17 protein-coding genes are annotated in these 16,492 nt (G+C 62.4%); 5 read left to right on the forward strand and 12 right to left on the reverse strand.

The window, feature by feature from the left end:
* Positions 1-221 precede the first annotated feature (221 nt).
* From IHQ72_RS23670 to IHQ72_RS23715, 9 genes are all read right to left on the reverse strand, one after another.
* On the reverse strand, positions 222-473 hold the full coding sequence (locus IHQ72_RS23670) for a UCP034077 family protein (RefSeq protein ID WP_258117620.1): 252 nt from the start codon (positions 471-473) through the stop codon (positions 222-224).
* Positions 474-564: 91 nt separating this feature from the next.
* Positions 565-1,743 (reverse strand): pyridoxamine--pyruvate transaminase, encoded by a 1,179-nt coding sequence (ppaT, locus tag IHQ72_RS23675; protein ID WP_258117621.1) that lies wholly within the window; start codon positions 1,741-1,743, stop codon positions 565-567.
* A gap of 233 nt (positions 1,744-1,976) precedes the next feature.
* Positions 1,977-2,804: an inositol monophosphatase family protein gene (locus IHQ72_RS23685; RefSeq protein WP_258117622.1), complete on the reverse strand. Its 828-nt coding sequence runs from the start codon at positions 2,802-2,804 to the stop codon at positions 1,977-1,979.
* The gene (gene ttcA / locus IHQ72_RS23690) at positions 2,794-3,684 is read right to left on the reverse strand and encodes a tRNA 2-thiocytidine(32) synthetase TtcA (RefSeq protein ID WP_258117625.1); all 891 of its coding nucleotides are present in this window, start codon (positions 3,682-3,684) and stop codon (positions 2,794-2,796) included. The genes IHQ72_RS23685 and ttcA overlap by 11 nt, the downstream gene beginning before the upstream one ends.
* A gap of 136 nt (positions 3,685-3,820) precedes the next feature.
* Positions 3,821-4,438, reverse strand: a complete 618-nt coding sequence (gene rpsD, locus IHQ72_RS23695) for a 30S ribosomal protein S4 (RefSeq protein ID WP_127317332.1) — start codon at positions 4,436-4,438, stop codon at positions 3,821-3,823.
* Between the two features lie 405 nt (positions 4,439-4,843).
* Complete coding sequence (locus IHQ72_RS23700) at positions 4,844-5,032, reverse strand: DUF3008 family protein (RefSeq protein ID WP_095490797.1); 189 nt, start codon at positions 5,030-5,032, stop codon at positions 4,844-4,846.
* 61 nt (positions 5,033-5,093) lie between these two features.
* Positions 5,094-5,906 carry a glutamate racemase gene (gene murI, locus IHQ72_RS23705; protein ID WP_258117627.1) on the reverse strand — a complete coding sequence of 271 codons (813 nt, stop codon included), beginning with the start codon at positions 5,904-5,906 and terminating at the stop codon, positions 5,094-5,096.
* A gap of 117 nt (positions 5,907-6,023) precedes the next feature.
* Positions 6,024-6,680 carry a hypothetical protein gene (locus tag IHQ72_RS23710; protein WP_258117628.1) on the reverse strand — a complete coding sequence of 219 codons (657 nt, stop codon included), beginning with the start codon at positions 6,678-6,680 and terminating at the stop codon, positions 6,024-6,026.
* Between the two features lie 71 nt (positions 6,681-6,751).
* Positions 6,752-7,597 (reverse strand): RNA methyltransferase, encoded by an 846-nt coding sequence (locus IHQ72_RS23715; protein ID WP_258117629.1) that lies wholly within the window; start codon positions 7,595-7,597, stop codon positions 6,752-6,754.
* Positions 7,598-7,814: 217 nt separating this feature from the next.
* On the opposite strand from IHQ72_RS23715, the gene IHQ72_RS23720 reads away from it, so the two are divergent.
* The 3 genes from IHQ72_RS23720 to IHQ72_RS23730 are packed head-to-tail and all read left to right on the forward strand — an operon-like array spanning position 7,815 to position 10,257.
* Positions 7,815-9,026 carry an NADP-dependent isocitrate dehydrogenase gene (locus tag IHQ72_RS23720; RefSeq protein WP_258117631.1) on the forward strand — a complete coding sequence of 404 codons (1,212 nt, stop codon included), beginning with the start codon at positions 7,815-7,817 and terminating at the stop codon, positions 9,024-9,026.
* 13 nt (positions 9,027-9,039) lie between these two features.
* Positions 9,040-9,660, forward strand: a complete 621-nt coding sequence (locus IHQ72_RS23725; RefSeq protein ID WP_258117633.1) for a glutathione S-transferase family protein — start codon at positions 9,040-9,042, stop codon at positions 9,658-9,660.
* Positions 9,661-9,675: 15 nt separating this feature from the next.
* Positions 9,676-10,257, forward strand: coding sequence for a demethoxyubiquinone hydroxylase family protein (locus tag IHQ72_RS23730; protein ID WP_258117635.1), 582 nt, complete (start codon positions 9,676-9,678; stop codon positions 10,255-10,257).
* Between the two features lie 6 nt (positions 10,258-10,263).
* Here the strand turns inward: IHQ72_RS23730 and alaS are convergent, their stop codons facing one another.
* Together alaS and recA are read right to left on the reverse strand one after the other, a co-directional pair.
* A complete protein-coding gene (gene alaS, locus IHQ72_RS23735; RefSeq protein WP_258117636.1) occupies positions 10,264-12,930 on the reverse strand; it encodes an alanine--tRNA ligase in 2,667 nt (888 codons plus the stop codon).
* A gap of 255 nt (positions 12,931-13,185) precedes the next feature.
* Entirely contained in the window at positions 13,186-14,283 is a 1,098-nt protein-coding gene (gene recA / locus IHQ72_RS23740; RefSeq protein ID WP_008875470.1) for a recombinase RecA, read from the reverse strand.
* Positions 14,284-14,557: 274 nt separating this feature from the next.
* Between recA and IHQ72_RS23745 the strand changes: the two genes are divergently transcribed.
* Positions 14,558-15,496 carry a carbohydrate kinase family protein gene (locus tag IHQ72_RS23745; RefSeq protein WP_258117638.1) on the forward strand — a complete coding sequence of 313 codons (939 nt, stop codon included), beginning with the start codon at positions 14,558-14,560 and terminating at the stop codon, positions 15,494-15,496.
* 19 nt (positions 15,497-15,515) lie between these two features.
* Here the strand turns inward: IHQ72_RS23745 and IHQ72_RS23750 are convergent, their stop codons facing one another.
* Positions 15,516-15,839 carry a TfoX/Sxy family protein gene (locus IHQ72_RS23750; protein WP_258117640.1) on the reverse strand — a complete coding sequence of 108 codons (324 nt, stop codon included), beginning with the start codon at positions 15,837-15,839 and terminating at the stop codon, positions 15,516-15,518.
* Positions 15,840-15,929: 90 nt separating this feature from the next.
* Between IHQ72_RS23750 and IHQ72_RS23755 the strand changes: the two genes are divergently transcribed.
* Complete coding sequence (locus IHQ72_RS23755; protein WP_258117641.1) at positions 15,930-16,427, forward strand: GFA family protein; 498 nt, start codon at positions 15,930-15,932, stop codon at positions 16,425-16,427.
* The last annotated feature ends 65 nt before the right edge of the window (positions 16,428-16,492 follow it).

Raw genomic sequence — 16,492 nt, forward strand, 5'->3', positions numbered from 1 at the left:
GGGAGTGCCCGCTGCCTTGATGCTCGATCGCGCAATTTTATTGGCGGTGTTGCACTATCCGTACCCATCGCAATGTGTTGTGAGATGCGAAAACGCGGCTCCCAAACGCTGAGATTGAAAGCGTCCTGGTTTTCTCGGACTTCATGATTATTCGCATTCATGCGGTGCACTCTGGAACGAGATAGTCGAAAGCTTCAACTGGGCTGATTTAGCTTCTTCGCCTAGTCTAGACGGGAGTAAGTGGCGCGAGGCTTGCCGATAAGCGTGCCGTTTCGGCGAATTGAGAACTGCAGCGTCAGGGTCATGCCCGCGGTTCCGGGCGGCGACTCCCAACAGGCGACGATCGCGGAGAACATCTCGTTTATGGTGTCGACGGGATCGGGACTGCGACAGCCGCGTTCCTGCGATGTTGCCGCGTTAGGACCGGCAACCAGGGCAAGGGCAAGGGCGGCAATTGCGGACCGAGGTTTCATCTCGGGTCTCCGGTTTCGCACGGATAAATATAATGTAGGCGAATTTTTCGACGAAAGCCTCCATCGATATCAGCGCGGCGGATGGATCCTTTCAGACGTCGGCGTCGATAACGGCCAGCGCCGCATCGATGCCTTTGCCGACCGCAGGCTTTTCGCCCAAAGCATTCATCGCGCCGCCAAGTGCCGACAGCGCCGCGATCGCATAGATCGGCTGGGCGGTCGGGCCCATGTGGCCGATGCGTGTCAGCTTGCCCAATGTTTCGCCGCGGCCCGACGAAAACACCACGCCGTAGCGGGCGCGCGCGGCCTGGCGAAGCGCCTCCTCGTCGATGCCTTCGGGCGTCCTGACGGCGGTCGTGGTTGGCGATGCGATATTGTCGCTGGCAGCCCAGATCGACAGACCCATGGCGGCGACGCCCGCGCGCATGGCCTTGGCGGTGAGCGCGTGGCGCGCCCACACCGCCGCCGGTCCCTCGTTGAGGTAGAGGTCGAGCGCGACGTCGAGCCCGTTCATCTCCGCGACGGACGGCGTGAACGGAAACGGCTGGTCCTTCGACCAAGCATGCTCCCAGTCGACGATGCTCAGCATCGACGCACGTGGCGCTGCCCTGTTGGCATTCATTTTCGCCCAGGCCCGCTCGCTGACGCCCATCATCGTGAGGCCGGGAGGCGCGCCGAGGCATTTGTTCGGGCCGGTGACATAGATGTCGGCCTTGCAGTCCTCAGGATGCGTCTTCATGCCGCCAAAGGACGAAACGGCATCGACGATCAGATAGGCGCCATGCGCCGAAACCAGCGCGCCGATGGCGTCGATCGGGTTGATGGTGCCGGACGGCGTGTCGTGGTGGCAGACGGAAACGATGGTGATTTCCGGATGCGCTTCCAGCATTGCCGCAACCGCCTGCGGGTCGATCGCCTCGTTGTAGGGCACCTCGATTTCGAGCAGATGCGGCGAATAGCGCTTCGCCCAATAGCCAAACCCCTTGCCATAGACGCCGGAGGCGAGGTTGAGCACGACGTCGTCGGGCGTGATCAGGGAGGCTGCGGCCGCCTCCAGGCCAAGAACCGGCTCGCCATGGAGAATGACCGGCTTGTTCGACAGCCGCATCGCCTTCTGCGCCTTGTCGACCACACGCTCGTAAAAGAGCTGGAACGCCGGATCGTGATCGTAGAGCACCGTGCGGCCGAGGCCGCGCAGCACGGCGGGATAGGCGTTCACCGGGCCCGCGGTGAGCGTGATGACCGGTTCGGCGTGTTCGAAATAGCGCATGGTCTTTGTCTCCGCATTGGCGGCGGTCAGCCGTAGAATTGCGTGCCGGTCCGATAGGTTTTGAAGTTATCCATGTCGTGCGAATACATCAGCTCGGCGCCGGCGAGCTTCTTCACCTTGCGCATCGAATTGAAGGCCGCCTAGCACGACGTTTCAAGGCTCTTCTGCGTGTAGGCCGCGTCGATGGTGAACATGATCGGCTTGCGCTTGGGACCGGATCTATCCCGCACGGCCTATTCCGCCCAGAGTTCGCGGCGCAGTTCGCGCCAGCTTTCTTCGTCCGGTGCGACAAGAAGGCCACCTCCGACGTGCGAAGGCAAATAGGCGCTGCCATCGAAACGCGCCGCGAAACCACCTGCCTCGGCATGGATCAGCACACCGGCCAGGTGGTCCCACGGCATCAGCTTGTTGTAGACGACGAAGTGGGCGTGGCCGCTCGCCAGCAGGCGGTATTCGTGAGCCGCACAGCGATAGCCGAATTGCGACAGGGATTTCGTCTGGTTGCGCGCCAGCCGTGACCGTTCCGGCTCGGGCATGTATTGCCAGGAAACCGCGCCGGTCATTTGCGAGATCGGCGCAGGCTCGGCGACATGCACCTTCTCCAGCGTGCCATGCGCATGCCGTATGTGGCTGCCAGCACCTTTGGCGCCGATCAGCCAATCCTTGCCGACAGGATCGTGAATGATGCCGGCGACGGTCTCGCCCTTCACCACGACGCCGAGCATGACGCCGAACAGCGGCACGCCGGAGGCGAAGTTGAAGGTGCCGTCGACCGGATCGATGACGAAGGCGAGATCGGCTTCGCCGAGACCCTGGAGCAGCGCCGGATCGTCGGAGCAGGCTTCCTCGCCGACGATCATCGCCTGGGGGTAGCGCTCACGCAGCCTGACGGTGATGAGCCGCTCGGCATTCACGTCAGCCTGCGTCACCAGGTCGGCTGCCGAGGTCTTCTGGCGGACCTCGCCCTCATCCAGCCGGCGAAAGCGCGGCATGATCTCGGCAATGGCGGCGTCGGACAGAAGCTTGGCAAGCCAGTCGATCGCGGTATCGTCAAATGTCATCGGGGATGTCTTGCCGTGTAAGGGTTTCATTGAGTGCGGCGAAATCGAAGAGTTTGCGATCGAGCAGATGCGAGGGCCGCACATTGGTCATGGCGTGGATCATCGTGTCCTTGCGGCCGGGCATGCGCTTTTCCAAGTCGTCGAGCATCGCCTTCATCGCATTGCGCTGCAGGCCGTCCTGGCTGCCGCACAGATCGCACGGGATGATCGGGAATTTCATGGCGCCGGCGAATTTTTCGAGATCGGCCTCGGCGCAATAGGCGAGCGGCCGCAGTACCATGACGTCGCCGTCGTCGTTGAGCAGTTTTGCCGGCATGGCGGCGAGGCGCCCGCCATGGAACAGGTTCATGAAAAAGGTTTCGAGAATGTCTTCGCGGTGGTGGCCGAGCACCAAAGCCGAGCAGCCCTCCTCCCGCGCGATGCGGTAGAGATGGCCGCGCCTGAGCCGCGAGCACAGTGAACAGTAGGTGCTGCCCTCGGGAAGCTTGTCGGTCACCACCGAATAGGTGTCTTGATATTCGATGCGGTGCGGAATGGCGTATGTGTCGAGATAATCGGGCAAAATGTGTTTCGGGAAATTCGGCTGGCCCTGGTCGAGATTGCAAGCCAACAGGTCGACCGGCAGCAGCCCGCGCCATTTGAGGTCGAGCAGCAAAGCGAGCAGACCGTAGGAATCCTTGCCGCCAGACAAGGCGACCAGCCAGCGATCGCCGGGCCTCACCATCGAAAAATCGTCGATCGCCTGGCGGGCGAGACGCAGCAGCCGCTTGCGCAGCTTGTTGAATTCGACGGAGGACGGCACGTCGGCAAACAGCGGATGAAAGCCGCCTGCGGCATCGGCGATCGGTTCGAGTGTTTCGGCGTCTGGCAGCATGTTCATGGCGCGTCGGCCCCAAAATCCTTGTTGCTGCCCGGATTAGCGCATCGGCCCGAAAATCGAAATCGATTTTCAGATGCCCACAAGAAAAGGCCGCCTCGACGGCGGCCTTCGGTGGTGTCGCAGACGAAGAAATCGATCAGCGCGAATAGAATTCGACGACCAGGTTCGGTTCCATCTGCACGGCGAAGGGAACATCCGACAGGCCAGGAATGCGCCCGAAGGTCGCGGTCATCTTATTGTGGTCGACCTCGATGTAGTCAGGCACGTCGCGCTCGGCCAAGCCTACCGATTCCAGGACGATCACCAGCTGCTTCGACTTTTCGCGCACTTCGATGACGTCGCCCGGCTTGCAGCGGTATGAGCCGATGTTGACGCGCTTGCCGTTGACATTGATGTGGCCGTGATTGACGAACTGGCGAGCGGCAAAAATGGTCGGCACGAACTTGGCGCGGTAGACGACCGCGTCGAGACGCGACTCGAGCAGGCCGATCAGGTTCTCCGAGGTGTCGCCCTTGCGGCGGTTCGCCTCTTCATAGACCTTGCGGAACTGCTTTTCCGAAACGTCGCCGTAGTGACCCTTCAGCTTCTGCTTGGCACGCAGCTGCAGGCCGAAATCGGAAAGCTTGCCCTTGCGGCGCTGGCCGTGCTGGCCGGGACCGTATTCGCGCTTGTTGACCGGGGATTTCGGGCGGCCCCAGATGTTTTCGCCGAGACGGCGGTCGATCTTGTATTTCGCGGATTCGCGCTTGCTCATCGCATTCCCTTTCAAAACAACACACCCGGAAACCTCATGGTCCGGGTGAAGGAAACGCGCCCTCCTCTGGCCCCCGTTTTCGAGACCTGACAGGATTTTCCCACGCAACGCGGCGGAAGACCCACGGGACACGTCATTCTAGACAAGACTCCGGAAAGAATAGAGCGGCTTTCCCAAACGCCTTGCGCACATAAAAAGAACCACCGGACGCTGCGGCCCGGTGTTGGTGGGCTGATTAGACGGAGATTTAACTGGTGTCAAGCTTGCAGCGGCTGGCGTTGGTGATGGCGAGCGGATACGGCCCAAGGCCGCGGTTCAGCCGCGGTCTGTGCTGGACCACGGCTATCCAACTATGGAATCGGAAACGACCGTCCTGTGGACGCGTCCGGTCGGACACGCGGCGGGCTAGTGTTTCGATTTCTTCTCGGGCAGGCCCTTACGCTTGGTTTCGGCGAATTCCTCGAGCTGCTTTTCGCTCATGGATTTGTACATTCCCTTCGAAGGGCCTTTGAGTTCGCTCTTCTTGGTTTCGCCACGCTTGGCGGACAATGCTGCGCCGGCGGCTTTCTGCTGGGCCTTTGATGTGGCTGGCATGATCGTTTCTCCCGTCTGCAATGAGGGAAAAACGCACCGGTCCGGGTGATGTTCCCAGGCATCAGGAAATCGCCAGCCCAAATCCCTGCATCAGGCGGCGAGTCGGGAAATCAACCCGCTTCGAGGTGAAGACAGCAAGGTCGGCGCCTTCCGGCAACGCCTCGCCGCGGTGGCTGGCCTCGGTGCCCGCGAGCAGCGAGAGCGCCCGCCGTGCGATCGCCTCGGCGGGATCGAGCCAATCGACCGGCCAAGGTGCCGTCTTGCGCATGCGGTTGGCCAGAAAGGGATAATGGGTGCAGGCAAGCACGACGATGTCGGTCCGCAGCTCATCATGTTCGACGAAGCACGGCGCGATCTCGACACGCACAGCCTCTTCATCGACAAAGCCTTCGCGCATATAGACCTCGGCCAGTCCCGCCAGACTGTCGCTGCCAACCAGACGGACATGGCATTTCTGCGCCCATTTGCCGATCAGGTCGCGCGTATACTGGCGCTTGACGGTGCCGGGCGTCGCCAGCACTGAAACCAGCCCTGAGCGCGTGCGTTCCGCCGCCGGCTTGATCGCCGGCACCGTGCCGACGAAGGGGTGGCCGGGAAATCTTTCGCGCAACGCATCGATGACCAACGTCGACGCGGTATTGCAGGCGATGACCGAAATGGCCGGCGCAAAATGGCCGAGTAGCTTGCCGAACAGCTCCAGTATATGTGCCCTCAGTGCCGGTTCCTCCCAAGCGCCATAGGGGAAAGCCGCGTCGTCGGCGACATAGACGAACCGTCGGTCGGGCATTAGCACGCGCGCTTCGCGCAGCACCGTCAGGCCGCCGATGCCGGAATCGAACATCAGGATCGGGCGAGCGTTTGGGGGATCGGTCATTGCCATCGATCAGGAAAGGGAGTTGGGGAGAGAAGGCTGGCCCAGGCTTAGGCCTACGATGCGTTTGTCTGGGACGGTTCTATCTGCAACCATCATGGCCTTGATGCGGCGAGATGATCACACAAGGCCTCGCTTGCCGAAGCCGCCGGGCCGCGGCCGGCCATTTGGCAGAGACGCAGGTTGAGATGCAGGGTGGTTCGACGGCGCCGGTGCAGCGCGCATGGCGTAGGCCGGAGCCTGGGCCGTCCCGCCGGCGGCCGACTCTGAATGGGGCGCCCGGCCGCCGTGCAACGGCCTGGGAGGGTCGAGATCATCGAAACTCAGGGAGGACGCCATATCCGCAGAGCTGCCACCCGCCGGCTTGGCCGCCAAGATGACCGCCCAGAGCCCGACGAGAGCGAGTCCCAGCAGGTTAAGGCCGGAATGCGAATCTTCGCCGTCGAATTTCACGACAAGAACAGTGCCGGCCTGCAGAATCGCAAACAGGGCCGAGAACACAATGTACGACCAAAGGATCCATTTGGGTCCTTGCGCGTCGCGGCTTCGACGCCAGGCGAAGTTCGCGCGAAACAGCACGATCACCAGCGAAGCGATGAGAACGGCCGCGGCCAGCCCTTCCCTGGAAGGACCAGGTTTCGAATTGGCCAATCCCTCGATGCCGATGGTCGATACGACGCAAAGCACAAATGTCACAATTTCCGCAACCAGCAGGCCCGCAGAATAGAAGAAAAAGCGAAGACGACCGATATTGGAGTTAAACATCCGAGGATCCACCCTTCGCCGGACGATGGATCATATCGAATAAAATTCAGTTACTGGTGAAGCAGCCGTTCTCACGATCGGTTCTATTCTTTGTCTGTCACCTTGCGGGCGCGTGCCGCCGCTGCCGGAAGCCGTCTTGGATCATCGCCCGGCGATCCGTCGCCGCGCGGCATGGCCGGCGAGAACCTGTCCAGCGATGATATTATGCCGCGCAGCACCTTGAGTTCCGGCTCGGCGAAGCCGGCGCGCGTCAGCACCGCGCGCAGATTGTCGACCATCTTCGGCTTCTTCGGCGCTGGGCGGAAATAGCCGCGCGCTTCGAGCGCGCCTTCCAGATACGCGAACAGGCCGTGCAACTGTTCCTTGGTCGCCGGCATCATGTCAGGGCTGGAAAAATTGGTTTCCGTTTCATCTTCCAAGCCCGACTTCATCCATTCATAGGACATCAGCAGGGCCGCCTGGGCGATGTTGAGCGAAGAGAAGGCGGGATCGACCGGGAAGGTGACGATCTCGTCGGCCAGGCCGACCTCGTCATTGTAGAGCCCGAACCGTTCGCGGCCGAACAGGACCCCGGTTTTCTGCCCGGCTCGCTGGCGCGCCCTCAGCGCCCTGCCCGCCTCGACCGGTCCGCGCACCGGCTTGAAATTATCGCGCGCGCGCGCCGTGGTGGCGAAGACGAAGTTCAGGTCGGCGACCGCCGAGGCAAGATGGTCAAACACTCTAACGGCATCGATGACATGATCGGCGCGGCTCGCGGCAGCGCGCGCCTTTTCGCTCGGCCAGCCGTCGCGCGGATTGACGAGGCGTAGTTCGGCAAGGCCGAAGTTCGCCATGGCGCGCGCGACCATGCCGATATTCTCGCCGAGCTGCGGCTCGACCAGGATGATCGCCGGGCCTGTGGCAGGAAGGATGTCGTTGCTGGCTTGCATTCTCTCAATGAACTGCTGTTTGCGGCATTTCGGCGTCCCCTGCCATATCCGGCCGCGAAAATGAAGCTTTCGCAAGGAACGCCCGATGCCACAGTCGAGCCCGCTAGTGTGGATCGCCGTTTGCGCGGCCAAAAATGCTTTGATATACGGGCCGCATCCCCGGCCAAAGCCATGCGGGCAAGGCCGTTCCGATCCCCAACAATGAGGCATTCTTTCCATGGCGAAGATCAAGGTGGCGAACCCGGTCGTCGAACTCGACGGCGACGAGATGACCCGCATCATCTGGCAGTTCATCAAGGACAAGCTGATCCACCCCTATCTCGACCTCAAGCTTGAATATTACGACCTCAGCGTTGAGCACCGCGACGCCACCAACGACCAGGTGACCATCGATTCGGCCAATGCCATCAAGAAACATGGCGTCGGCGTGAAATGCGCGACGATCACGCCCGACGAGCAGCGCGTTGAGGAATTCGGGCTGAAGAAGATGTGGAAGTCGCCGAACGGCACCATCCGCAACATCCTCGGCGGCACCATCTTTCGCGAGCCGATCATCATGAAGAACGTGCCGCGGCTGGTGCCCGGCTGGACCAAGCCGATCATCGTCGGCCGTCATGCCTTCGGCGACCAGTACCGCGCCACCGACTTCCGCTTTCCCGGCAAGGGCAAGCTGACGATTAAGTTTGTCGGCGAGGACGGCAAGGTGATCGAGCATGACGTGTTCGATGCGCCGGCCGCCGGCGTCGCCATGGCCATGTACAATCTCGACGACTCGATCCGCGAATTCGCCCGCGCCTCGCTGAATTACGGCCTGCTGCGCAATTACCCGGTCTACCTCTCGACCAAGAACACCATCCTCAAGGCCTATGACGGCCGCTTCAAGGACATTTTCCAGGAAGTCTACGAGGCGGAGTTCGAAGCCGAGTTCAAATCCAAGAAGCTCTGGTACGAGCACCGGCTGATCGACGACATGGTCGCCTCCAGCCTGAAATGGTCGGGCGGCTATATCTGGGCCTGCAAGAACTATGATGGCGACGTGCAGTCGGACACGGTAGCGCAAGGTTTTGGGTCGCTCGGCCTGATGACCTCGGTGCTGATGACGCCGGACGGCAAGACGGTGGAGGCGGAGGCCGCACATGGCACCGTCACCCGTCACTATCGCCAGCACCAGAAGGGCGAGGAAACCTCGACCAATTCGATCGCCTCGATCTTCGCCTGGACGCGCGGCCTCACCCATCGCGCCAAGCTCGACGACAATGCCGAGCTGAAGCGTTTTGCCGAGACGCTGGAAAAAGTCTGCATCCAGACCGTCGAGGCCGGTTTCATGACCAAGGATCTGTCGCTGCTGATCGGTCCCGACCAGCCATGGCTTTCGACCACCGGCTTCCTCGACAAGATCGACGAGAATCTGCAGAAGGCGATGGCCTGATCCGACGGGCGACATGAGCAAGCCCGTCGTCTACGGGGCGGACAACAGCGTCTATGTGCGCATGGTCCGCCTCGTGCTCGAGGAAAAAGGCATCGACTACGAACTTGTGCCGGTCGACATCTTTGCTGCGGACGGCGTACCGGGCTGGTATTTCGACCATCAGCCGTTCGGCCGCATCCCCGCCTTCGAGCATGACGCATTCCGCCTCTATGAGACCAGCGCGATCGCCCGCTATGTCGACGAAGCGTTCGACGGCCCGGCGTTGCAACCGATCGAAGCCCGACCTCGCGCGCGTATGAACCAGATCATCGGCATGCTCGACGCCTATGCCTATCGGGCAATGGTCTGGGATGTCGCCGTCGAGCGGCTGGAGAAAGAAGCGCCCGACGAAACGCTGATTGCCGACGGGCTTCGGCGGGCGAGCACGGCGCTGCGGGCGCTTTCTTCGCTGAAAGCTCCCGGGCCATGGTTGATGGGAAACCAGCTTACGCTGGCCGACCTACATGCAGCACCGATCATCGGCTATTTCGTCAAGGTCACTGAGGGGCAAAACCTGCTGGCCGAGTTTGCAGACATTCACGATTGGTGGACGCGCATCGCAGGGCGTGCGAGCGTTGCCAACAATCTGACCTAACACCGGGGGCGCTCCATGGTTGAACACTCTCACCAGGACGCGCTAACGGTGGCCAGAATAGTCAGGGTCAACCACGCCGGCGAGTTCGGCGCGATCAGAATCTATTCGGCGCAGATTCTTGTCTCGAAGCGTTTCTGGCCGCGTTGCGTGCCGTCTTTGTCAGAGATGCTTGGGCATGAGCGCAGTCATTGCGCTGCTTTCCTAGCAGCGATGCCGTCGCGACATTCGCGACCGTGCCGCGTGATGCAATTCTGGAGCTGGGGCGGCTGGCTACTGGGTTTCCTCACTGCCCTGCTCGGCCCGCAAGGCATCTGGGCCTGCACCGCAGCGGTCGAAGCGGCGGTGCACCGCCATCTCGACGATCAGCTATTCTTTCTTGCCGGACGCGATCGCGAGTTGCACGGCATCATCCTGTCCATCCGCGAAGAAGAGCTTGCCCATCTCCGTCACGCCGAAGTGCAGCTGAGATCGCCCGGACCGTTGCTGAACCTCCTGCGCGCAGCGATCTCCGTCACCACCGACTGCCTGATCTGGTTGTCCCCCTGGGGCGACTCCACGCGAATGACGCGCGCCCTGAAGGCAGCAAAGCATGCCTGACGGGCGCTATGCGGCTTCCAGCGCCGCTTTCACCGCAGCGATCGCATTCTCGGCTTTCGAGGCATCTGGGCCGCCGGCCTGAGCCATGTCAGGCCGACCGCCGCCGCCCTGCCCGCCCAATGCGGCGGACGCCACGCGGACCAGATCGACGGCGCTGAAGCGGCTGATCAGGTCGTCGGTGACGCCGACCACGACGCTGGCCTTGTTGTCCTCGCCGGCGCCAACGAAGACGACGACGCCGGAGCCGAGCGACTTCTTGCCGGCATCGGCCAACGGCTTCAAATCCTTTGGCGAAACGCCCGACACCGCCTTGCCGAGAAAACCGACACCGGCAATGGTCTCGTTTTCCGCAGGCACACCGGCGGGCGAGCGGTCGCCCAGCGCCAGCTTCTTGCGCGCCTCGGTCAATTCCTTCTCAAGCTTCTTGCGCTCGTCGAGCAGCGCCTCGACGCGGCCCGGCACGTCGGCCGGCGAAATCTTCAGCGTGGCAGCGACCGCCTTCAGCCGTTTGTCCTGTTCGTCGAGATGCTTTCTGGCCGCCTCTCCGGTCAGCGCCTCGATGCGGCGCACGCCGGCAGCGACAGCGCCTTCCGACACCAGCCGGACCAGGCCGATATCGCCGGTGGCGCCGACATGGGTGCCGCCGCACAGCTCGACAGAATAAGGCTTGCCGGCCTTGTCGCCGGCAACCCCTGTGCCCATCGACACGACGCGGACCTCGTCGCCGTATTTTTCGCCGAACAGCGCCATGGCGCCCTCGGCGATCGCGTCGTCGACGCTCATCAGCCGCGTCGTCACCGGACTGTTCTGCACGACGATCTCGTTGGCCATCGCCTCGACGCGTTCCAACTCCTCGGCCGAAATCGGTTTCGATTGGGAAAAGTCGAAGCGCAGCCGTTCCGGCGCAACCAGCGAGCCCTTTTGCGCGACATGAGTGCCGAGCACCTCACGCAGCGCCTCATGGACAAGATGGGTCGCCGAATGGTTGGAGCGCAGCCGCGTGCGCCTGATATGGTCGACCTTGAGTTCGACCGCGGCACCGGTCTTGACGATGCCCTTGGTGACCTTGCCGAAATGCACGAACAGGCCGTCGCCCTTTTTCTGGGTGTCGGTGACCTCGATCGCAAACCCCTCGCCTGACATGACGCCGGTGTCGCCCACCTGGCCGCCGGACTCGCCATAGAACGGCGTCTGGTTGACGACGACGCCGACGCTCTCGCCGGCTGCGGCGCTGTCCACCGCGATGCCGTCCTTGACCAGTGCCTGAACGATGCCTTCCGCCTGTTCAGTGTCGTAGCCCAGAAACTCGGTCGCGCCTGACTTCTCACGCACCGCGAACCAGACGGTCTCGGTGGCCGCGTCGCCGGAGCCGGCCCAGCTCTTCCGCGCCTCGGCCTTCTGCCGCTCCATCGCCGCATTGAAGCCGTCGAGGTCGACCGAAACGCCGCGCGGACGCAGGGCATCCTGGGTGAGGTCGAGCGGGAAGCCATAGGTGTCATAGAGCTTGAACGCCGTCTCACCGTCGAGCCGGTCGCCGCTGCCGAGCGTCTCGGTTGCGTCGGCAAGCAGGCCGAGGCCGCGCGCCAGCGTTTTGCGGAAGCGGGTTTCCTCGAGCTTCAGCGTCTCTGATATCAGCGGCTGGCCGCGCACCAGTTCGGGATAGGCCTGACCCATCTCACGCACCAGCGCCGGCACCAGCCGCCACATCAACGGATCACCGGCGCCCAAAAGCTGTGCATGGCGCATGGCGCGGCGCATGATGCGGCGCAGCACGTAGCCGCGGCCTTCGTTCGACGGCAGCACGCCGTCAGCGATGAGGAAGCTCGATGCGCGCAGGTGATCGGCAATGACGCGGTGGCTCGCCCGATTCTTGCCTTCCGCCTTCACGCCGGTCGCCTCTTCCGAGGCGCGGATCAGCGCCTTGAACAGGTCGATGTCGTAATTGTCGTGCTCGCCCTGCAGGACGGCGGCGATGCGCTCCAGGCCCATGCCGGTATCGATCGACGGTCGCGGCAGTTCGATCCGCTCCGCCTTCGTCACCTGCTCGAACTGCATGAAGACGAGGTTCCAGATCTCGATGAAACGGTCGCCGTCCTCATCCGGGCTGCCGGGCGGGCCGCCCGGAATGTCGGCGCCATGGTCGTAGAAGATTTCCGAGCACGGGCCGCAGGGACCGGTATCGCCCATCGCCCAGAAATTGTCGCTGGTGGCGATGCGGATGATCCTGTCCTCCGGCAGCCCGGCGATCTTCTTCCAGAAGTCTGCGGCCGCGTCGTCGGTATGGTAGACGGTCACCAGAAGCCTGTCCTTGGCGATGCCGAACTCGCGGGTGATCAGGTTCCAGGCGAGCTCGATGGCGCGCTCCTTGAAATAATCGCCGAAGGAGAAATTGCCGAGCATCTCGAAAAAGGTGTGGTGACGGGCAGTGTAGCCGACATTGTCGAGGTCGTTGTGCTTGCCGCCGGCGCGCACGCATTTCTGCGAGGTCGTGGCGCGCGAATAGGGACGGGTTTCAAACCCGGTGAAGACGTTCTTGAACTGCACCATGCCGGCGTTGGTGAACATCAGCGTCGGGTCGTTGCGCGGCACCAGCGGGCTCGACGCCACGACCTCGTGACCCTCTTTGCGGAAATAGTCGAGAAATGCCGACCTGATCTCGTTGACGCCACTCATTAATACTGCCTTTTCGAGAGAACCGCCGATTGCCGGCGGAAAACAGACATGGCCTTTTAGCGGTCGCACCGCACCCTGTCCAGAAACACGGAATTGCTCCAAATCGTAGCCTTGGCCGGCTGTTCGGAATGGCCAGAGCCACCGCCAAAAACGCAAACCGCCGGCCCAAGGCCGGCGGCATGAACACATCGATACACCAACTCAATTCGGGATACGTGAACTCAAACGGATATTCTGGCTGGCACAGCCTGCATCCTACATCGCGCCCGCTTCGTCCTCGAAACCGTCGTCTCCGCCTTCGGAACCACCATTCTCGAGGAATTTCTCGGCGATAAGTCCGGCATTCTGCCTCAGCGCCAGCTCGATTTCGCGCGCCGTGTCGGGATTGTCGCGCAGGAACAGTTTTGCATTCTCGCGGCCCTGGCCGAGACGCTGCGAATTGTAGGAGAACCAGGCGCCCGACTTCTCGACCACGCCGGCCTTGACGCCGAGGTCGACCAGCTCGCCGGTCTTGGACACGCCCTCGCCATACATGATGTCGAATTCGACCACCTTGAAGGGCGGCGCCAGCTTGTTCTTGACCACCTTGACGCGGGTCTGGTTGCCGACAACCTCGTCGCGGTCCTTGACCGAGCCGATGCGGCGAATGTCGAGGCGCACCGAAGCGTAGAATTTCAGCGCGTTGCCGCCAGTCGTGGTCTCGGGCGAACCGAACATGACACCGATCTTCATGCGGATCTGGTTGATGAAGATGACCATGGTGTTGGAGCGCGAAATCGAGGCGGTCAGCTTGCGCAGCGCCTGGCTCATCAGGCGGGCCTGCAGGCCCGGCAGCGAATCGCCCATTTCGCCCTCGATTTCGGCGCGCGGCGTCAGCGCCGCGACCGAATCGACCACCAGCACGTCGATGGCGCCGGAACGCACCAGCGTGTCGCAAATCTCCAGCGCTTGCTCGCCAGTGTCGGGCTGCGAAATCAGCAGGTTTTCGAGATCGACGCCGAGCTTGCGGGCATAGACCGGATCGAGCGCGTGCTCAGCATCCACGAAGGCGCAGATGCCGCCCTTCTTCTGGGCCTCGGCCACCGTGTGCAGCGCCAGCGTCGTCTTGCCCGAGCTTTCCGGCCCGTAGATCTCGACGATGCGGCCGCGCGGCAGGCCGCCGACGCCAAGCGCGATGTCGAGGCCAAGCGAACCGGTCGGCACCGTTTCGATCTCGACGACCTGCTCGTTTGCGCCGAGCCGCATGATCGAGCCCTTGCCGAAGGCACGCTCGATTTGCGACAGCGCCGCGTCCAGAGCCTTTGATTTATCCACTGCTTTGTCCTCTACAAGCCGCAAAGAATTCTGAGCCATGATACATCACCCCTTGGTCGTCAATGAAGGCCGGACAATCCGTAATCCTTATCAATTTGTACCGTTTTTGTTCTCGTCTGGCAAGGGGAGACAAACGATTGAAAAACAAACAATATCCGGATTTGTTCTTTTTTTGTTTCGTGTTTTCACCCCAGGATGTATCCCGCTTCACCCGCAGGATTCTGCTGGGCATCTTGCGAATCGCGCCTCCGGTTGCCGGGTTCCGCCTGACAACCTAGTCTCACCCGGCAACAGCAAAGGTCATCTCGCCGGCATGATGAAGTCGCCGACAATCCTGGCCGTGGGCGGCGCCTATATAGATCGGCGCGGCCAGGTTTCGGGCGCCTTCGTGCCGGCGGCGTCAAATCCCGGCACCATGCGCGAGGCTGTCGGCGGTGCCGTCTTCAATGCGCTGCGCAGCGCCGTGCGCCGCGGCGTCTCCGGTTCGCTGCTTTCGGTGCGCGGGGGTGATGTTCTGGCCGATACGGTCTCGCGCGCCATCACTGCGGCCGGCATTGCCGATCTGTCCGTGGTGTTCCTCGATCGCACGACGCCGAGCAACACGGTACTGATCGACGGCGACGGCGCGCTGATCGTCGGCCTTGCCGACATGGCGCTCTACGACCTGGCGCTTCCCAAGCAGATCCGCCGTGCCAAGGTGCGCGAGGCGATCAGCACCGCCGATGCGGTCCTGTGCGACGCCAACCTGCCGTCGACGGCGCTGGAGCGGCTGGTGACGCTTGCCGCCGGCAAGCCGGTCTTCGCCCTCGCAGTCTCGCCCAACAAGGCGGCGCGGCTCGCACCGGTGCTGGGCAGTCTGGCGATGGTCTTCATGGACCGGCGCGAGGCCATCGCACTCGCCGATGTCGGTATCGACACGGCGGAGCGAGATATCATCGACTGCCTGAGGCGCGCCGGCCTCAAAGGCGGCGTGGTGACGGCGGATGACGCTCCGGTGCTGGGTTTCGACGAAGCCGGCGCCTTCTCGATCCTGCCGCCGAAAAAAGTTGCGGACGGCGCCGCCGATGCGCTGGCGGGCGCAACGGTCGCCGCCCTGCTGCGCGGCCTGACGCTGCGCGCGGCGCTGCGCGACGGCGTTGCCGCAGCAATGCTCGCGATCGAAAGTGCCGAGCTTGTGCCGGTCTTTGCGGCGGCAGACTTTGCCGACGCGCTAGCCCTTGTGCCCGAGCCGCAGAAAATTGGCATGAGCTGATGACCAGTGGAGAGGCAGCCTATTTGCCGGCACGCAGCCCCGCTTCATAGGCCCGGCGTGCCCAGACCGACATCTCATCCGGATCGTCGAAGGCGCTGTCGGGAACGCTCCAATACGGCATCGACACCAGCTTGCCGTGCCGCGACCCCGTATAGGTCCATTGCCGACAGCCGGCCGCCTCGAATTCGGGCGCGCTTTCCGCGTCGGCCTTCAGCATCAATTCGCCACGCACCACGATGGCGACGATAACGCCGTCAAAATAGATGCCCTTGCCGCCGAACATCTTGCGAATGCTGACCGGGCCGAGGCCCTCGAAAAGTTCGGCAATGCGTTCATTGTCCATGCCGCGATCATGTCACCCGGATTTCCCCTTGTCATCGCCGCAACCGGCACCATCCTGACAAGTTGAAAATCAACTTTGTCGGAGTTTTTCATGCCGCTTCTTCTCAAAGGGTCCTGCCGGTGCAATGCTGTCCGCTTCGAGGTGGAAAGCCACACGCCGGTGCCATTCATGCTCTGCTACTGCTCGATCTGCCGCAAGCAGCAGGGCGGCGGTGGCTTTGCCATCAATCTCGGCGCCGATTTCGAGACGCTGATAATCAAGGGCAAGCGCAATCTCGGCGTCTATCAAGCCGAGATCGAGGACGACGAGCATCCGCAATGCGAAATCTCGTCAGGCGAGCGGAATTTCTGCAGGAAATGCGGATCGGCACTCTGGCTCTACGACCCGACCTGGCCGGAGCTGGTCCACCCCTTCGCCTCGGCGATCGACACAGACCTGCCGAAACCGCCTGAAAAAGTGCACCTCATGCTGAAATACAAGGCGAACTGGGTCGTGCCCGAGATCGGCAAGGGCGACAAGGTCTTCGATGTCTATCCGGAAGAATCAATCGCCAGATGGCACAAACGAACGGGAATGTGGGTGGATTAGCTATTTGCGTGGCGCTGAAGTTTTGACGAATCGGATGGTGCGGCGCTGGCGGATATTGTGCCCAG

The organism is Mesorhizobium onobrychidis (assembly GCF_024707545.1).
Lineage (GTDB): Bacteria > Pseudomonadota > Alphaproteobacteria > Rhizobiales > Rhizobiaceae > Mesorhizobium > Mesorhizobium onobrychidis.